Source organism: Streptacidiphilus sp. PB12-B1b (assembly GCF_014084125.1).
Lineage (GTDB): Bacteria > Actinomycetota > Actinomycetes > Streptomycetales > Streptomycetaceae > Streptacidiphilus.
This window is the reverse complement of the sequence record NZ_CP048405.1, coordinates 4313031-4330692: the sequence shown is the minus strand read 5'-3', so window position 1 is coordinate 4330692 and position 17662 is coordinate 4313031. Positions and strand designations below refer to the sequence as shown.

Annotated in this window: 17 protein-coding genes; 15 read left to right on the top strand and 2 right to left on the bottom strand. The window is 73.3% G+C overall.

Features of this window, described 5'->3' with window-relative positions; translation table 11 throughout:
• Positions 1 to 70: 70 nt before the first annotated feature.
• The 4 genes from GXW83_RS19165 to GXW83_RS19150 all read left to right on the top strand — a co-directional run bounded on the left by GXW83_RS19165 (position 71) and on the right by GXW83_RS19150 (position 2704).
• Positions 71 to 1315 carry an MFS transporter gene (locus GXW83_RS19165; RefSeq protein ID WP_182444255.1) on the top strand — a complete coding sequence of 415 codons (1245 nt, stop codon included), beginning with the start codon at positions 71 to 73 and terminating at the stop codon, positions 1313 to 1315.
• Between the two features lie 121 nt (positions 1316 to 1436).
• A complete protein-coding gene (locus GXW83_RS19160; RefSeq protein WP_182444254.1) occupies positions 1437 to 1889 on the top strand; it encodes a hypothetical protein in 453 nt (150 codons plus the stop codon).
• Between the two features lie 36 nt (positions 1890 to 1925).
• Positions 1926 to 2411 carry a DUF6292 family protein gene (locus GXW83_RS19155; RefSeq protein WP_182444253.1) on the top strand — a complete coding sequence of 162 codons (486 nt, stop codon included), beginning with the start codon at positions 1926 to 1928 and terminating at the stop codon, positions 2409 to 2411.
• 74 nt (positions 2412 to 2485) lie between these two features.
• Positions 2486 to 2704, top strand: a complete 219-nt coding sequence (locus GXW83_RS19150; protein WP_182444252.1) for a hypothetical protein — start codon at positions 2486 to 2488, stop codon at positions 2702 to 2704.
• An 18-nt stretch (positions 2705 to 2722) separates the two neighbouring features.
• On the opposite strand, the gene GXW83_RS19145 is transcribed toward GXW83_RS19150, so the two are convergent.
• Positions 2723 to 3952 (bottom strand): saccharopine dehydrogenase family protein, encoded by a 1230-nt coding sequence (locus GXW83_RS19145; protein WP_182444251.1) that lies wholly within the window; start codon positions 3950 to 3952, stop codon positions 2723 to 2725.
• A 105-nt stretch (positions 3953 to 4057) separates the two neighbouring features.
• Here GXW83_RS19145 and GXW83_RS19140 point away from each other — a divergent pair, with 105 nt between their 5' ends.
• Positions 4058 to 4765: a TetR/AcrR family transcriptional regulator gene (locus GXW83_RS19140; RefSeq protein WP_182444250.1), complete on the top strand. Its 708-nt coding sequence runs from the start codon at positions 4058 to 4060 to the stop codon at positions 4763 to 4765.
• Positions 4766 to 4884: 119 nt separating this feature from the next.
• Entirely contained in the window at positions 4885 to 5406 is a 522-nt protein-coding gene (locus GXW83_RS19135) for a Rieske (2Fe-2S) protein (RefSeq protein ID WP_182444249.1), read from the top strand.
• 22 nt (positions 5407 to 5428) lie between these two features.
• Here GXW83_RS19135 and GXW83_RS19130 read toward each other — a convergent pair whose 3' ends face one another.
• Positions 5429 to 6157, bottom strand: coding sequence for a TetR/AcrR family transcriptional regulator (locus GXW83_RS19130; RefSeq protein ID WP_225447102.1), 729 nt, complete (start codon positions 6155 to 6157; stop codon positions 5429 to 5431).
• A gap of 105 nt (positions 6158 to 6262) precedes the next feature.
• Here GXW83_RS19130 and GXW83_RS19125 point away from each other — a divergent pair, with 105 nt between their 5' ends.
• The 9 genes from GXW83_RS19125 (at position 6263) to GXW83_RS19085 (ending at position 17659) form a co-directional block, all read left to right on the top strand.
• A complete protein-coding gene (locus GXW83_RS19125) occupies positions 6263 to 6835 on the top strand; it encodes a YbhB/YbcL family Raf kinase inhibitor-like protein (protein ID WP_182444248.1) in 573 nt (190 codons plus the stop codon).
• Between the two features lie 152 nt (positions 6836 to 6987).
• Positions 6988 to 8616 carry an MFS transporter gene (locus GXW83_RS19120; RefSeq protein ID WP_182444247.1) on the top strand — a complete coding sequence of 543 codons (1629 nt, stop codon included), beginning with the start codon at positions 6988 to 6990 and terminating at the stop codon, positions 8614 to 8616.
• Between the two features lie 196 nt (positions 8617 to 8812).
• Complete coding sequence (locus GXW83_RS19115; protein WP_182444246.1) at positions 8813 to 9619, top strand: SAM-dependent methyltransferase; 807 nt, start codon at positions 8813 to 8815, stop codon at positions 9617 to 9619.
• A complete protein-coding gene (locus GXW83_RS19110) occupies positions 9616 to 11772 on the top strand; it encodes a bifunctional diguanylate cyclase/phosphodiesterase (RefSeq protein ID WP_225447101.1) in 2157 nt (718 codons plus the stop codon). The genes GXW83_RS19115 and GXW83_RS19110 overlap by 4 nt, the downstream gene beginning before the upstream one ends.
• 380 nt (positions 11773 to 12152) lie before the next feature.
• Positions 12153 to 13151: a glycosyltransferase family 2 protein gene (locus tag GXW83_RS19105; RefSeq protein ID WP_225447100.1), complete on the top strand. Its 999-nt coding sequence runs from the start codon at positions 12153 to 12155 to the stop codon at positions 13149 to 13151.
• Positions 13148 to 14572 (top strand): glycosyltransferase family 2 protein, encoded by a 1425-nt coding sequence (locus GXW83_RS19100; RefSeq protein WP_182444245.1) that lies wholly within the window; start codon positions 13148 to 13150, stop codon positions 14570 to 14572. The genes GXW83_RS19105 and GXW83_RS19100 overlap by 4 nt, the downstream gene beginning before the upstream one ends.
• On the top strand, positions 14569 to 15915 hold the full coding sequence (locus tag GXW83_RS19095; protein WP_182444244.1) for a lipopolysaccharide biosynthesis protein: 1347 nt from the start codon (positions 14569 to 14571) through the stop codon (positions 15913 to 15915). Before GXW83_RS19100 ends, GXW83_RS19095 begins: the two co-directional genes overlap by 4 nt.
• Positions 15912 to 16850, top strand: a complete 939-nt coding sequence (locus tag GXW83_RS19090; RefSeq protein ID WP_182444243.1) for a glycosyltransferase family 2 protein — start codon at positions 15912 to 15914, stop codon at positions 16848 to 16850. Before GXW83_RS19095 ends, GXW83_RS19090 begins: the two co-directional genes overlap by 4 nt.
• Positions 16847 to 17659 (top strand): polysaccharide deacetylase family protein, encoded by an 813-nt coding sequence (locus tag GXW83_RS19085; protein WP_182444242.1) that lies wholly within the window; start codon positions 16847 to 16849, stop codon positions 17657 to 17659. The genes GXW83_RS19090 and GXW83_RS19085 overlap by 4 nt, the downstream gene beginning before the upstream one ends.
• Positions 17660 to 17662: the final 3 nt, after the last annotated feature.

The window sequence follows — 17662 nt, the reverse complement described above, 5'->3', positions numbered from 1 at the left end:
CTCCGCCGCCTGCTTTGATACCCCTGGTCAATGCAGGGTTGTTCGACAGAGGTAGCGGGGTGCGGTGGGCATGGCGGGTCGGCGGTCGCTGGGGCGGCGTTTCGGATGGCTCTGGGCGGCGTACGTGGTCAGCGCCTACGGCTCGGGATTCGGATTCGGCGCCTTCCCGCTGATCGCCATCCTGGTGCTGCACACCGGTCCGGCGAAGGTGTCGGCGCTGTCGGCGGCCGGGCTCGCGGTCGGCGCGCTGGTGGCGGTGCCGCTCGGCCCCTGGGTGGAGTTCCGCCGCAAACGGCCGGTGATGATCGCCATGGACCTGATCAGGTTCGCGGCGATGACCACCATCCCGGTCGCCTTCGCGCTCGGTCGGCTCAGCTTCGCCCAACTGCTGGTGGTGTCAGTGGTCGTCGCCGCAGCCAAGATCATTTTCAGGTCGGCCAGCGGCGCCTACCTCAAGGCGCTGGTACCGACGGAGGACCTGCTCGTCGCCAACGGCCGCTTCGAGTCCGCCACCTGGACGTCCATCGTCGTCGGCCCGCCGCTCGGCGGCGCGGCGGTCGGACTGTTCGGCCCGGTGACGACGGTGTTGGTCGACGCGGTCAGCTACCTGCTCTCCGCCGTCGGAGTCGGCGCCATCGGCGGCGGCGAAGCGCGACCCGAGCGGACCGGAGCACGAGGGTTCCGGATGGGCGAACTGCTCGACGGGTGGCGCTACCTCCTGGGCCACCCGGCACTGCGCCCGCTGTTCCTGAACACGATCCTGGTCAACGGCCTGATCCTGGCCACCGAGCCGCTGCTCGCCGTCCTCATGCTGGGCCGCCTCGGGTTCGCGCCCTGGCAGTACGGGCTCGCCTTCGCGGCGCCCTGTGTCGGCGGCCTGATCGGCTCACGGCTGGCCCGCCGACTCGTCGCCCGGTTCCGTCGGCACCCGGTCCTGCTCGCCAGCGGCACGCTGCGCGCCTGCTGGATGCTCGGCCTGGCCTTCGTCCGGCCCGGAGCCGCCGGAATGCTGCTGGTCATCGTCCTGCAACTGGGCCTGGTCACCAGCGCGGGCGTGTTCAACCCGGTGCTCGCCACCTGCCGCCTGGAGCAGACCCCGGCGCACCGGGTCGCCCGGATGCTGTCCGCGTGGACGGTCACCGGCAACCTCACCACCGCCGCCATGACCGCCCTGTGGGGCCTGCTGGCCGGGGTCACCGGCTCCCGCGCCGCGATCGCCGCCGCGGGCGTGGCGCTCCTGGCCACGCCTCTGCTGCTGCCCCGGCGGGACGACAGCCCGCAACGCGAGCCGGAACCGGCCCTGAGCCAGGCATAGCCGCGCCGCCCGCGCCCGCCCGCCCGCAGTCGGTGCGGACGGCGACTGTCAGTGCCGCTGCCTAGAGTCCTGGACATCAGCGACATCACCGGGCACGCGATCGACGAAGGCGGCTGCACGCATGGGCGCATCAGGCTGGGACTACATCACCCCGTTCGACACCGACGTGGCCACCACCCTGGCCCGGCTGCACGAGCAGCTGTTCCAGGCCGAGTACGCGGGCGACTACGCCACGCTGCGCGACCTGTGGCAGGACGAGGAGTTCATGGGCGAGGAGGGCACGCACAGCATCCTCGACGTCTGCCGCGTGGTGACGACCACCGCGCCGCCGAAGCCGTCCGTCTCCGACGACTACAGCACGATACGGCCGCTCGCCCCCGAACGCGTCCTGCACCACTTCGGCACCGAGCGGCCCTCCCGCCGCCAGTACCAGCAGCGGTGCGAGGCCGAGCGCAGCGCCGGTGCCACCACCCTGGCCGACGAGTGCCGGATGCGCTGGACCGGCCTCTACCTCGTCCTGCACGAGCACGACCGGCCGACCGACGTCGCCTTCTGGGGCTGCTCGGGCGACTGATACACCACCTCCGCGCGCAACCCGAAGGGAACCGCCGTGACCGACACCCCCGATCCCCACGGCCCGTACATCGCCGCTGTCGCCGCCGCCCTGGGCCCGGACTGCGCCGCCGTCGAGTCCGCGTACCCGCCCGGCGGCGACCCCCCGTACGCGCTGGTCACGCTCGCCCCCGGGCGTGCGGCCACCGCCGGGTACGACGGCCTCCGGCTGGCCTGGGGCCCCGACCGGGGCTGGGACTGGTTTCCGGAACTGGCCGGCGACGACTACGAGTGGATGGGCCTGGACCTGCTCCACCCCCTGGTGCAGCCGGTGGTGGCGGCCCCGGCCCTGGTGGCGGCGGCGGTCCGGCTGCTGCTCCTGGCCCGCACCGAGCGGCTGCCGTTGCCCGGCCCGGAGGCGCCCGGCGCGTCCACCGCCATACCCGCCCTGGGGGCGGCCGTCGCCCGCGGCCACCTCGACCCGGTCACGGCAGCCGCCCTGGCCGCCTACTGGCCCTCGGAACGCGGCTGGTCACGGCCCTGACTATGCTGTGGCCCGGCTCCGGGCCCACGCTCGGCGCGGTGTAGCACCGGCGGGTGCGGGGAGAGGTGCGGAGCATGGCCAAGCCGGTGCGGGCGGCGATCGGGGACGTCTGGATCACCTGCGGCTTCTGCCGGGGCGAGGTCTTCCGTGACCGCGAGGTGACGCTGAACACCTCCGGCATGGAGCTGCTGAACCTGGGCTGGGCCAACGAGTCCGCCACCGGCCTGATCTGCTGGAGCTGCGGCTTCGTCCAGCTGTTCATGAACGACGACCTCAACCTCTACAAAACCTGAGCGGGGCCCGGTCCGGGGTCACTGCTCGCGCTGGCCCCAGGGGGAGCCGTAGGCGATGAGCAGGTCGAGGAAGGGCTTGGGGGCGAAGGCTTCGGGGCCCAGGACGCCGGCGCCGGACCAGGCGCCGGAGGCGAGCAGTTCCAGGGCGACGACCGGGTTGATCGCGGTCTGCCAGACGACGGCCTGGGAGCCGTACTCGCGCATGGACCACTGGTTGTCGACCACGTGGTAGAGGTAGACCTCGCGCGGGCTGCCGTCCCGGAGGCCCTTGACCCAGGTGCCGGCGCAGGTCTTGCCGTGCATGCGGTCGCCGAGCCCGGCCGGATCGGGCAGGGCCGCGGCGACCACGTCGCGCGGGGAGACCTGCACCGGGCCGCGGTCGCTGGGGACGGTCAGCGGGGCGGTGCGGTCCAGGCCGAGGGCGTGCAGGGTCTTGAGCTTGTCGATGAAGTCGTCGCCGAGGCCGTACTTGAAGGTGACCCGCTTGGTGTCCACCCAGCGGGGCACCAGCAGCACCTCCTCGTGCTCGACGTTGACGCACTCCACCGGGCCGATGCCCTCGGGGAAGTCGAAGACCTCGGGCTCGCTGAAGGGCGGAGTGGTGTACCAGCCGCGGTCCGACTCGTAGACCACCGGCGGGTTGAGGCACTCCTCGATGGTGGTCCAGATGCTGAAGGACGGCGCGAAGTCGTAGCCGTCGACGGTGAGGTTGGCGCCGTCGCGGATGCCGATCTCCTCGATCTCGTCGAAGAGTTCGTCGGCGGCGTAGCGGGCGAAGACGTCGGACAGGCCCGGCTCCACGCCCATGCCGACCAGGGCCAGCCGCCCGGCCTTCTCCCAGGCGTCGGCGCGCTCGAACTGGCCGTCGCCGAGCTTGACGCCGGTCAGCTCGTACGGGCGCTCCGGGTGCGGCTGCGACAACGACATGGCCATGTCCACGTAGTGCGCCTCACCGGCCAGCGCCGCCTCGAACAGCGGCAGCACGAAACGCGGATCGGTGGCGTTCATCAACACATCGCAGTGGTGCGCGTTCAGCAGCGCGGTGACGGCGGCCTGGTCGGAGGCGTCGATGCGGGCGGCGCTGAAGCGGGATTCGGCCGGATCGCGCTCCACCAGCGCGGCCACGGCGGCTTCGGCCCGGGAGAGGTCGTAGTCGGCGACCACCATGTGGTCGAAGAACGACCGTCGGGCGGCGATCCGGGTGATGGCGGTGCCGACGCCGCCGGCTCCCACAAGCAGTACGCGCATGGTGAAATCCGATCTTTTCCGAGGTTGTGGGCGGTTCTGCGGCCCTGTGACGATCAAACGCCAGCGCCTCGACGAACGTCAATGGCGTTGGCATAAGCTTGCTGGATGGCGAAGACAGTGGTGCCGCAGGACGCGCGGCAACGGCGGCGGCGGACCAAGCAGGGGCAGGTGCTCTCGCACGAACTGATAGTGGAGACCGCGCTGCGCATGCTGAGCGAGCACGGCGCGGAGGGGCTGACCGCCCGCCGTCTCGGGCTCGGCCTCGGCGCCGACGCGAGCGCGGTCTACCGGTACTTCAACGGCATGGACGACCTCGTCCTGGCCATCGCCGACGAGTTGATGAGCCGGGCGGTGCAGCACTGGCAGCCGGTCGGGGACTGGCGCTCCGACCTGCGCGACCTCGGGCTGCGGATCCACTCCGCCTACCTGGCCCACCCGCAGGCGGCGGTGCTGACCGCCAACCGGGTCAGCGGGCGACCGCACGAGATCGCGGCCGACGAGGCGATCCTGGGCCTGCTGCGCGGAGCCGGCTTCCCCGACCGCACCGCCGTGCGGATCTACCACGTCTTCATCGACCAGAGCCTGGCCTTCGCCGCCCTGGACGCCGCCTCCATCGCCATGCCCGCAGCCGCCCGGCAGCTGGACGAGGAGGTCTGGAAGGCCACCTACGCAAGGCTCCCCGAGCTGACCCACCCCCATATCGCCTCCACCGCAGCCCTGCTGGTGGAACGGATGAACCTGAGCGCCTATCCGGCCGCGCTGGACATGGTGCTCGCCGCCGCGGCGGCGGAGCTGGCCGCCGTGACGGGCTGACAGCCGGCGCTGCGCCGGACGGGGGAATGACGGGGGAACGCGGGACGGGGGTGAACCCGCGGCGCGCGGGGTGCGTAGAGGTCCGGGACAGCTACCCCTCCCCGTGTTTGGAGTAACCGATGGCGAACGACCAGGCATCCGCGAGCGCTCCCCGGAACGCGCACGTCCCGGCCCGGCGTACGGTCCTGGCGGGGACCGGCATCGCCGGTGCCGCCGCGCTGCTCACCGCCTGCGGGGCCGGCGGCTCGGGCAGCTCCGGCAGTTCCGGCGGCTCGTCCGGTTCGGACGGCTCGGGGGCGGCTCCCGCGCCGCAGGGCTCGGCGTCGCAGAGCTCCTCGTCGGAGGGGTCGGCCGCCCAGGGGCTCACCCCGACCAGCGCGATCCCGGTCGGCGGCGGCAAGGTGTTCACCTCGCAGCAGGTCGTAGTGGTCCAGCCGACGGCCGGTGAGTTCAAGTGCTTCACCGCCGTCTGCACCCACCAGGGCTGCATCGTCGGAAGCGTCTCGGACGGCCTGATCACCTGTCCCTGCCACGGCAGCCAGTACCACATCACCGACGGCTCGGTGGCGCGCGGCCCGGCGCCCTCCCCGCTCGCGGCCAAGACCATCACCGTCACCGGCGGCGAGATCTCGCTCGGCTGAGAGGGAGTGACGACCCGTCGGCTCACTCCTCGGAGTGCAGCAGCCCGGTCAGCATCCGGGTGATGATGCGGTCGAAGAGCAGCTCCTGCGACTCCCCGCGACTGATCCGGGGTGCGGGGGCGAGAGCGGCGGCCAGGTGCGGGTGGTCGCCCGCATCGGTCACCCGGGCGAGGTACTCCGCCTGCGCCCGCTGCCACTGCGGGACGCTCTGCCCGGCCAGGCGCTGGGTGAGCTCGGCCCGGGTGAGGGCGGTGACGACCGCCCCGAGCACCCCGACGGCCTCCAGCTTGGTCCGGGCGCTGACCCGGAGACCGGCCATGGCGGCCAGGGCGTGCTCCAGGTAGGCGACCGCGTTCGGCCCCAGTGGGCTCCTCGATGCTGTGGCATCGAGGAGCCAGGGGTGGGCGAGGCAGACCCTCCGGCTCTGCCGGGCCAGCTCCAGCAGGTCGGCGAGCCACTCGCCGGAAGCGGGACCGGAGGCGGAGCCCGTGCCGGGGTACGAGACCTCGCCGTTGACCCGGTCGACCATGAGCTCCAGCAGCTCGTCGCGGGTGGCCACATAGCGGTAGAGGGATGCCTGTCCGGCCCCCAGGGCATGCGCCACCGCCCGCATGGTCACCGCGGGCAGCCCCTGTTCGTCGGCCAGGGCGACGCCCGTAGCCGCGATCCGGTCGCGGTCGAAGGTCGGAGCCGGACCCCGCGCCGCCCGCGCGGGGCGAAGCCAGATGCTGGGGACAGGCGACTCGGTCATGGGCCCTCCTTTTCTGCGAACGACGTATGCAGTAGCTTAGGCGGCATCAACTGCGAACGCCGAACGCAGTAATCCGCTGTGATCGATGAAAGGCCGGAGACGACCGTGCCCCTCCTGGGATCCCTGCTGAAGAACAAGCGCGCCGGCGAGAGCCGGCTCGCCTGGAACCTCCCGGCCCTGGCCGGGCCGGAGATGCTGGAGCTGCGCAGCGCCGACTTCGACCACGGCGCCACCCTGGCGCTGACCCACGCCGGCAGGCGGGCCGGCGGCCGCAACACCTCCCCGGCGCTGGCCTGGACCGGCACGCCCGAGAACGCCGCCCAACTGCTGCTGGTCGTCCAGGATGTGGACTCGCCGACCAGGACCCCGTTCGTGCACTGCGTCGCACTGCTGGAACCGGCCCTGCGGTCGCTGCCCGCCGGGGGGCTGGACGCGCAGGGCCCGGCCGGGGGAGTACGGGTGCTGCGCTCCGGCATGGGGCGCGGCTACCTGGGCCCGGAGCCCATCCGGGGCCACGGCACGCACCGGTACGCCTTCCAGCTGTTCGCCCTCCCCGCCGCGCTCACCTCGGCTGCGGGCGGGGCGGCACTGGACGGTGCCAAGCCTGCGGCCGTCCTCGGCGCGGTCGCCGGGCCGGTCCTGGCCCGGGGGCGGCTCGACGGGCTCTACGCACGCTGAGGGCGCCCCCTGAGCGCGGACGAAGGTTCACCGGTAGCCGCGATTCGCTGGCAGTAATGTCTCCGGTGATCGAACGTGGTGTGTATCACGCGTGCACGTCGACGACCGCGACCGGATCAGGCCAGCGCGTCTGCATCAGCCGAGGAGAGAGCATGACCGTCAGCGCAGGCACGGCCGGGCGCCCGAGGAATCTCGTGCTCGCCGCGATGATCTTCGCGGTCGCCATGACCTTCATCGACCAGACCATCGTCTCCATCGCCGTGCCGCAGATCCAGCGCGAGCTGGGGCTGAGCAGCACCGGCGTGCAGTGGGCGGTCAACGCCTACCTGCTGTCGCTGGCCGCGCTGTTCGCCTTCGGCGGGCGGCTCGCCGACACCGTGGGCCACCGGAAGATGGTGGTGCTCGGGGTGCTGCTGTTCGCCGGGGCCTCCGCGATGTGCGGGCTGACCCCGAAGGGCGGCGCGGCCGAGGCGTGGATCGTGACGTTCCGGGCGGTCCAGGGCGCGGGCGGTGCGATCATGTTCCCGGCCGCCCTGGGCATCGTGGTGCAGACCTTCGCGCTGCGCGAGCGCGGCCGGGCGCTGGCGATCTTCTTCGGCATCGCCGGCGGCCTGACCGCGATCGGCCCGATCCTCGGCGGCTACCTGACCGAGTGGACCTGGCGGGCCATCTTCTGGGTGAACATCCCGGTGGCCGTGATCGCCCTGATCCTGATCTGGCTGTCCAAGCCGGTCACCGAGCACCGGCCCGCCCCGATGGACTACCGGGGCCTGGCGCTGATCGTGGCCGGGGTCGGCCTCAGCGTCTTCGGCTTCCAGCAGTCCCAGGTGTGGGGCTGGGGCAACCCCGGCATCGGGCTGTGCATCGCGGCCGGCCTGGCGCTGCTGGTGGTCTTCTTCTTCGTCGAGCGCCGCACCGAGTCGCCGCTGATCCAGGTCGACATCTTCAGGATCCGGGCGTTCCTGGTCGAGAACATGGTGCTCGGCGTCGCCATGCTGGTGTTCGTCCCGGTGTTCTTCTTCGCCAGCGAGTACGCGCAGATCGCCCTGGGCAAGTCGGCCTCGCAGGCGGGCCTGTACCTGCTGTACTTCTTCCTCGGCTTCGTCGTCGCCTCGCAGATCGGCGGCCGGATGCTGGACCGGGGCGGCGCCAAGCGCCCGGTGACGCTGGGCTGCGCGCTGTCCGCGGTGGGCTTCGCGCTGTGGGCGGGCAAGGTCACCGGGCTCGACTTCAACTCGCAGATGTGGTATGTCATCCTGGCCGGGGCCGGCATGGGCTTCATGCTGAGCCCGGCCAGCACGGACGCGCTGAACCGGGCCTCGCGGCTCTCCTACGGTGAGGCCACCGGCATCACCCAGACCGTCCGCAACTACTCCGCCAGCCTGGGCCTGGCGATCCTGGGGACGATCCTGGTCTCGCAGTTCCGCTCGCGGATTCTCAGCTCGCTGCTGGCGCAGGGCATGCCGCACGCGCAGGCGTCGGCCACGGCGTCCGCCATCTCGCAGTCCTCGCAGGGCGGGGGCTCCGGCAACACCTCGACCATCCCGCACTTCATCCGGCTGGACTTCGCCTACGCCACCCGCGGCGTCTTCTACACCATGGCCGGGATCATGGCGGTGGCGGCGCTGGTGGCCCTGTTCGGGCTGGAGCGGGGCCGACAGGCCGACCCGACCGAGGAAGGGCCCGGGGCGCCGGCGGACGTCCAGGGCGGCGCCGCGGCAGGCCCGGCCGCGCCCGGCGGCGCGGACGGCGTTGGGGACGGCGGCGCGCGGCTGGACTGACACAGGCGCGCGGCTGGACTGACACCGGCAGCCCCCCGCCGCCCGGCGAACCGGCCCCCCGGGCCCGGTGCCGGAGGGGCGCAGGACGGCCGACGGGAGCGGACGGGTCTCCTGTGTTCAGGGGTTGCACCCGGTATGCAACGGTAGGAGGCTTTTGCTGTTCGCTGTCCGCGCTCCGAGCCGAAGGAGTCCCGCCATGACTCGACCGACGTGGGTGCCGGCGGGAACGGACCTCGACAAGCCCAACGCCGCCCGGGTGTACGACTACTACCTGGGCGGCTCGCACAACTTCGAGGTGGACCGGGAGATGGCCCGCAAGGCCATGGCCCTGTGGCCGGAGCTGCCGTCGATCATGCGGGCCAACCGGGCCTTCCTGCGCCGGGCGGTGCAGTACGCCGCCGAGCGCGGGGTGACCCGGTTCCTGGACATCGGCTCGGGCATCCCCACCTTCGGCGCGGTGCACGAGATCGCCCGCGAGGCCGCCCCGGACGCCCGGGTCGTCTACGTGGACCGCGATCCGGTGGCGGTGGCGCACAGCCGGCTGCTGCTGGAGGACGACCCGCTGAGCCAGGTGGTGGAGGCGGATCTGCGCGACCCCGAGGGACTGCTGGCCGAGCCGGCGGTGCAGGCCCTGCTGCGGCCGGGCCTACCGGTCGCGGTGCTGCTGGTCGCGGTGCTGCACTTCGTCACCGACGCCGAGGAGCCGGAGCGGCTGGTCGCGGCGGTGCGCGACGCCCTGCCGCCGGGCAGCCTGCTGGTGCTCTCGCACGCCGGGCTGGAGGGCCGCCCGGACCAGGCCGGCCCGCACCAGGACCTCTACGCGCGCACCCCGACCCCGCTGACCATGCGCACCAGGGAGCGGATCACCGACTTCTTCGCCGGATTCGACCTGGTCGAGCCGGGGGTGGTCTACCTCCCCGAGTGGCATCCGGACAATCCCGCGTCGGTGGGGCCCCACCCCGAGCGGCTGACAGGCATGGCAGGGGTGGGGCTCCGCTCGTGAACGCCTCCGCACACGCCTCCGCGTCCGAGGACGACGGGGACCGGGAGCCGGCCGACCGTTTCTGCGAGGCGTGGGGCGATCTGCTGCGCTCCGCCCACGACGGCACGCTCACCTCGGGCACCACCCGCCGGCTGGTCAACCGGACCACCGTGCTGCTCAACCTGGCGCGCACCAGCGAGCCGGTCGACCCCGGGCCGGCCTCGGAGGCCGGGGCGATGCTGGTGCACGCCCACTACACCGATCCGGCGACGCTGGCCCGGGCGGTGGAGCTGCTGCTGGACCACGGCGCGGACCACGGCGCGGACGACGGCCGGGGCCCGGCGCTGGCCGGGGCGTTCGCGGCCGGGTGGGCGATGGCGCTGCGCGAGCGGACCCTGCGCGAGCAGGAGTCGATCCGGCTGGCGGCGGACACCGCCCGCCGGGGCGCCGAGCGGGCGCTGAGGGATTCCGAGGCCCGGTTCCGGGCGCTGTTCGAGGGCGCCGCCATCGGCATCGGCATCGGCGACCTGGAGGGCCGCATCCTGCAGGTCAACCCGGCGCTGGGGGAGCTGTTCGGCGCCCGCCCGGAGGATCTGCAGGGCAGCCGGGTGGACGACCTGGTCCACCCGGACGACACCCCCGGCGTCTGGGACGCCTACGGCGAGCTGGTCAGCGGCAAGCGCGAGCACTTCCAGGTGGACAAGCCGTACTACCGGCAGGACGGCGAGGTGGTCTGGACCCATCTGACGGTCTCGCTGATCCGCGACGAGGACGGTGCGCCGCGCTACCAGGTGGCCATGCTGGAGGACATCACCGACCGCAGCCGGCTGCAGGAGCGGCTGCGGCACCAGGCCACCCACGACCCGCTGACCGGCCTGCCCAACCGGGCGGCCTTCTTCGACCGGCTGGAGCGGCTGTTCGAGGCGCCCGACCCGGCCGCCCGGTTCGCGCTCTGCTACGTCGACCTCGACGGCTTCAAGGTGATCAACGACAGCCTCGGCCACGAGGCCGGGGACCAGCTGCTGGCAGCGGTGGCCGGGCGGCTGTCGGCCGCGCTGGTGCCGATGGGCCACCTGGTGGCCCGGCTGGGCGGCGACGAGTTCGTGGTGCTGCTGGAGAACTGCAGCGGCGAGCAGGAGGCGGTGGCCGTCGCCAAGACCGTTCTGGGCGCTCTGGCCGGGCCGGTGCTGGTGGGCGACCACCGGCTGTCGGTCGGGGCCAGCGTCGGGGTGCTGGAGCGCAGGGTCGCCACCACCACGCCGATGGCCGCCGTCCGCGCGGCCGACCTGACCCTGTACCGGGCCAAGGAGCAGGGGCGCGGCCGGTGGATGCTCTACGACCCCCGGCACAACGCCCGCGCGGTCAGCCGCTACGCCGTGTCCGTGCGGATGCCGGTGGCCCTGGACCGGGGCGAGTTCTTCGTCGACTACCAGCCGCTGTGCGCGCTGTCCGACGGCTCCCTGGTCGCGGTGGAGGCCCTGGTGCGCTGGCGCCACCCGCAGTTGGGGGTGCTCGGCCCGGAGGAGTTCGTGGCCACGGCGGAGGAGACCGGCCTGATCATGCCGCTGGGCCGGTGGGTGCTGGAGCAGGCCTGCGGCCAGGCGGCCGAGTGGGCGCGCCGGTTCGGCCCGGCCGCGCCGCAGGTGAACGTCAACCTGGCGGTCCGGCAGACCCGCAACGCCGGGCTGGTGCCCGATGTCGCGCGCATCCTGCGGTCGACCGGGCTGGATCCGGCGCTGCTCCAGCTGGAGATCACCGAGAGCGCGGTGGTGGGCCGGGACGACGAGTCCCTCCAGGTGCTGAACTCGCTTGTGGCAATGGGGGTTTCGCTCGCCGTGGACGACTTCGGCACCGGCTGGTCCAACCTGGCCTACCTGCGGGACCTGCCGGTGTCCGGCCTGAAGATCGCCGGCCCCTTCGTCGCGGACCTGCACGACCCGGAGCGCGACGAGGCGCTGGGCTGGCGGATCGTCGGAGCGGTGGTGTCGCTGGCGCACACCCTCGGGCTGACGGTCACCGCCGAGGAGGTCGAGAGCGAGCAGCACGCCGAGCGACTGCGGCAGATGGGCTGCGACTGGGCGCAGGGCTGGTACTTCGGCCGCCCGGAGCGGCCACGGGAGATCTCGCGCCGGATCGCAGCCGCAGTTGCGGCCACCGACGGCTACTCAGGGTAGTAACTGGTCGCTGGTATCGGGCAATTCATCAGAAATCCCAGAAATACCCCGGATGGTCTTGACTCTGGGTGACGAATCTGAGGATGATGGGTCTATGGCACCGCACTGGTCACTAGTGCGGCAGTACATACGCCAGTTCGGATCTGTCGACGCCCAGGCGTCTGAGTTCGAGAGCGACGGTTCCGTCGCCGCACCGGAGCACACCTTCGCGGGTCACCTGCTTCGGACGATCGTTCTCCTTCCCCCGCCGAGGGGAGCAGTGTGCACTGCGGCAGGCATGCGGCCCGGTCGTTCCACGACCCCGCTGAGCCCCGCGTCCAGCACCCCGTACGGTGCGACCCGTTCCCGGGCGCGCCCCCCGCCTCCGGAGAGGCACCAGGATGAGCACCACTCTGCCCGAATCCCAGCGTCTGCCCCAATCGCAGCGCCTGTCCGAGACCACGCGCGGCTTCCCCGCCGAGGCCGCCTCCGCCCGGGTCGTCCGCGCGGTCCCCGACGAAGCAGCGCCGCCCGCCGGGCCCGACGAACCGGCCACCCGCGGCCACCGCGACGGCCGACCCGGCCGCCGCGCGACGGACCGCGCAGCCGACCTCTCCACCACCGCCGACGGCACCGAGCAGCACCCGCACCGGCGCGAACACGACGCACCCGCGCTCCGACACACCGTCAGCCTGGTCGTCCCCGCGCACAACGAGGCCCGCAACATCCCCTGGGTCTTCGAACAGATACCGCGCTGCGTGGACGAGGTCATCCTGGTCGACGGCGACTCCAGCGACGCGACCCTGCGGATGGCCTCGCAGTGCCTGCCCGCCGTGCGCATGGTCCAGCAGACCGGACGCGGTAAGGGCAGCGCCCTGCGCACCGGCTTCGGCGCCGCGACCGGCGAGTACATCGTGATGATCGACGCCGACGGCAGCATGTCGCCCGACGAGATCCCGCACTTCCTGCACTTCCTCGACCACGGCTTCGACTTCGTCAAGGGCTCCCGGTTCGTCGCCGGCGGAGGCTCGCTGGACCTCACCCGGATCCGCTCGCTGGGCAACCGCGCGCTGCTGGCCGTGGTCAACCGGCTCTACGACGCCAAGCTGACCGACCTGTGCTACGGGTACTGCGCCTTCCGCCGCAGCTTCCTGGACGAGCTGGACCTGACGTCCACCGGCTTCGAGATCGAGGCCGAGATGATCACCCACGCACTGCGCTCGGGCCTGCGCATCGCCGAGGTCCCCAGCCTGGAACTCCCCCGCCGCAACGGGCGCTCGCACCTGCACGCCGTCGCCGACGGCCGCCGGGTGCTGCGGACCCTGATCGAGGAGCGCCCCGGCGCCCGGATCCCCGCGACCGCCGCCGCTGCGGAGGCCGCCGCGGTGGGGCAGACATGAACGGCCACGACCAGCGCACCGACCCGGCCTGCCCCTGCCTTGTCGCCCGCGAATCGCCCTACACCCCCGCACGGGTCGTCGAACTGGACCTGGACGACGCCGGAGAGCCCCGCTCGCCGCTGCGCCCCCGCCCGGCCGGCCCGGACGGACGCGTGTTGGCGCTGGTGCGACTGCACGGACACCCGCTCGGACTGGTCAGCGCCACCGGCGTTCCCGGCGACCCCGCCGGGATGCGCCGGGCGCTGGTCGACGCCGCCCAGCACCGGCTGGCCGAGCCGATCGCCCGGCACCTGGCCGCGGACGCCCTGCGACAGCCGGCCTTCCCGGCCGCGCACGGACCGCACCCCTGCCGGGCCCGCCGGGCCGAGGTGCTGGCCGACCCGCCGACGATCAGCGTGGTGGTCGCCACCCACAACCGGGTGGGTACGCTCCGGGAGTGCCTGGACTCGCTGCTGCGGACCGGCTACCCGGGGCTGGAGGTCATCGTCGTCGACAATGCCCCGGCCAACGACGACGCCCAGGCCCTGATCCGCAGGCAATACCAGGACCGGGTCCGCTACCTGCGCGAACCCGTCGCCGGGCTGGCCCGGGCGCACAACTGCGGCCTGGCGGCGGCCGGCGGCGAGATCACCGCCTTCACCGACGACGACACCGTCGTCGACCGGGAGTGGCCCGCCGCGCTGGCCGAGGCATTCGCCGCCGACCCGCGCACCGGCTGTGTCACCGGGCTGATCGTGCCCGCCGAGCTGGAGACCAGGACCCAGGCCGACCTGCAACGGCACGGCGGCTACGACAAGGGCTTCACCCCGCGCTCCTGGTCGCTGGACCGGCCGCCGGGCGACCCGCTGTTCCCGTTCACCGCCGGACGCTTCGGCTCGGGCGCCAACATGGCCTACCGCACCGACCTGCTGCGCCGCCTCGGCGGCTTCGACCCGGCCACCGGCACCGGCACCCCCGCCCGCGGCGGCGACGACCTGCTCGGCTTCTTCCGGGCCCTGGTCGCCGGGGCCACCCTGGCCTACCGCCCGGACGCCGTCGTCTGGCACCGCGACCGCCGCACCCCGCAGGCCCTGGTCGACCAGGCGTTCGGCTACGGCACGGGCCTCGGGGCCTTCCTCGCCGCCGCCGTCGCCAACGAACCGGACATGCTCCCGGCACTCGCCCGCAGGCTGCCGCGCGGCATCCACTACGCCGCCACCCGCCGCCGCTCCGCCAAGGCCGGAGCCGCAGCAGCCGGAGCCGAGGCCGGTGCCGGGGCGGGGACCGGGGACGGCTGGTCGCGGCGGCTCACCCTGCTGGAGGTCCAGGGCCTGCTGTACGGGCCGGTCGGCTACCTCCGCAGCCTGCACCGCACCCGCAGGCTCGACCACGGCCACCGGCCGGGGCCCGGGCCGCGGCAGCCGGAGCCGGTAGCGTCATGACCACCCGAGTGGAGACCCCGGCGGCGGCGCCCGCGCAGTACACCCGCACCGTGTCGCTGCGGTCCCGGCTGCGGGTTCCGCGGAACAGCGAGCCGCTGCTGCGCAACGGGCACGTGCTGAACCTCAGCGCGCTGGTGACCGCCGCCCTGGGCGCCATCTACTGGATCCTGGCCACCTCCTGGTACAGCACCGCCTCGGTCGGCCGCAGCTACGCCGCGCTGTCGGCGGCCTCCCTGCTGGCTGGCATCGGGCAGCTGAACCTGGCCGACATCCTGGTCCGCTTCGTGCCCTCCGCCGGGCGGCACACCCGGCGGCTCACCCTGCGCTGCTACACCGCGAGCGCCGCCTTCAGCACGGCGGTCGCGGTGCTCTTCCTGGTGCTGGTGCCGGTGGTCGCGCCCGGCCTGGACTACCTGCGCACCCCGGTGGCCGCGGTCTGCTTCGTCGCCGCCACCGCCGGCTACGCCATCTTCGTACTCCAGGACGGCGCGCTGACCGGACTGCGCCGTACCGGCTGGGTCCTGGGCGAGAACGCCGTCTTCGCCACGGTCAAGGTCGTCCTGCTGGTCGGCTGCGGCATCCTCGCGCTCAGCGCCGGCATCCTGGTCTCCTGGGCCGGGGCGCTGATCGTGGCGCTGCTGGTCACCAATGTCTACCTGTTCCGGCACGCCGTGCCGGCCCACGAACGGGCCGCCGCCACCGCCGCCGCACCGCCGCGGATGCTCCGCTACGCGGCCGCGGACTACCTGGGCGCGCTGTTCCGGCTCACCGCCTACAACGCCGCCCCGCTGCTGGTCCTGGACCGGCTCGGCAGCACCGACAGCGCCTACTTCTCGCTGGCCTGGGTGATCGCCTACACCCTGTTCCTGGCCGCCTACAACATGGGCAGCTCGATGATCGTCGAGGCCGCCCACGCCCCCGAACGGCTCGCCGAGAACGCCCGCCGGGTGCTGCGCCACAGCGGCGCGCTGCTCACCGCCGCCGCCGTACTGCTCGGCGTCACCGCCCCCTGGCTGCTGCGGCTGTTCGGCCCCGGCTACGCCGAGCACGGCACCACCCTGCTGCGGCTGCTGGCCGTGGCCGCCGTGCCCAACCTGCTGGTGGGCGTGGCCGTGGACGTCGCCCGGGCGCGCCGGAAGCTCGCCTGGGCGGTCGGCCTGCAGGCCGCCCTGTGCATCCTGGTACTCGGCCTCAGCGCGCTGCTGCTGCCGGTCATGGGCGTCACCGGGGTCGGCGTCGCCTGGCTGATCACCGAGTGCGCGCTCGGCCTGCCGCTGCTGCTCACGCTGCGGCGCTGGCTCCCCGTCACCACCCGTACCGCCGCACCGAGGAGGCCGCGATGAACACGCCCGCATCCCTGTCCGTGGTGATCTGCGGCTACACCGTGGACCGCCTGGACGACCTGTGCGCCGCCGTCGAGTCCGTACGCCGCCAGCGCACCCCCGTCGCGGAGCTGGTGCTGGTGACCGACCACAGCGCCGAACTGGCGGCCCGGGTCCGGGAGCGGTTTCCCGACCTGAGGATCGTCCCCAACCGGGAGCGGCAGGGCCTCTCCGGCGCCCGCAACACCGGCGTGGCCGCCGTCGGCGGCGAGGTGGTGGCCTTCCTGGACGACGACGCCGTGGCCCGGCCCGACTGGAGCGGCCGCCTGCTGGAGGGCTACCGCGACCCACGCGTCCTCGGCGTCGGCGGCATGGTCCGCGCCTGGTGGGAGACCGGCCGACCGGGCTGGTTCCCGCCGGAGTTCGACTGGGTGGTCGGCTGCTGCTACCGGGGCATGCCCGAACGGCGGTCCGCGGTACGCAACTTCATCGGCGCCAACATGTCCTTCCGGCGGTCGGCGATCCTCGCCGCCGGCGGCTTCCGCACCGACCTCGGCCGGGTCGGCACCCGCCCGCTGGGCTGCGAGGAGACCGAGCTCTGCCTGCGCATCGCCGCCCGCGACCGCGAGGGCGTGCTGCTGTACGAGCCCGCCGCCGTCGTCCGCCACCACGTGCCCGCCGCCCGCACCCGCTGGGCCTACTTCCGCTCCCGCTGCTACGCCGAGGGCCTGTCCAAGGCCGCCGTCGCCCGCCACGCCGGCGCCGGACCGGCCCTGGCCAGCGAACGCGCCTACTTGCGCTCGACCGTCACGCGCGCCTTCGCCCGCGGCCTGCGGCCCGGATCGGGCAGTGAAACCGCCACCTCCGCGGCCCTGGCCGCGGGCGTCGGGGCCACCGTGCTCGGCTACGCCGCCGGCCGCCTGAGCGGGGCGGCCACCGGCGGGGGTGCACCGTGACCACCGTCCCGGTCTTCCTCTACCACGCGGTGACGGACGACCCGCCCGCGTGGATAGCGCCGTTCACGGTCACCCCGAGGACCTTCGTGGAGCAGCTGGACCGGATCGCCGACAGCGGACTGTCGGTGATCCCGCTGCGCCGACTGGTCGCCGCCCAGCGCGGCGGCCCCGACGTGCCCGCCCACAGCGCGGTGCTCACCTTCGACGACGGCTTCGCCGACTTCTACTGGACGGTGGCCCCGCTGCTGGCCGAACGCGAACTGCCCGCCACCCTCTACGTCACCACCGGCGCGGTGCACGCCCCCGGCGGTCGGGCCACCGGCAGCCTGCTGCCGCCCGCACCGATGCTGAACTGGCGTCAGATCGCCTCGCTGGACGCCTACGGCGTCGAGATCGGCGGCCACTCCCGCACCCATGCCCAGCTCGACACCGTGCCCGGACGCCAACTCAACGATGAAGTAGTGCTCTGCAAAAGGGAGTTGGAAGACGTGGTGGCGCACCCGGTGACCGCCTTCGCCTACCCGCACGGCTACTCCAGCCCGGCGGTGCGGCGCAAGGTGCAGAAGGCCGGATGGTCCTCGGCCTGCGGGGTCGGCTACGCGTTCAGCTCGCCGGCCGACAGCCCGCTGCGCATCTCCAGGCTGATGCTTCGATCTGACATCACGTCACAACAGTTCCAGAACTGGACCGCCGGGCGGGGCGCGCCAGTCGCGCCCATGCCCGAGCAGCTGCGCACCAAGAGCTGGCGCGCCTACCGCAGGCTCCGCGCCGGGCTCGGTCGGCCCGTCGGCGGTCCACCCGAGAGTTGACGT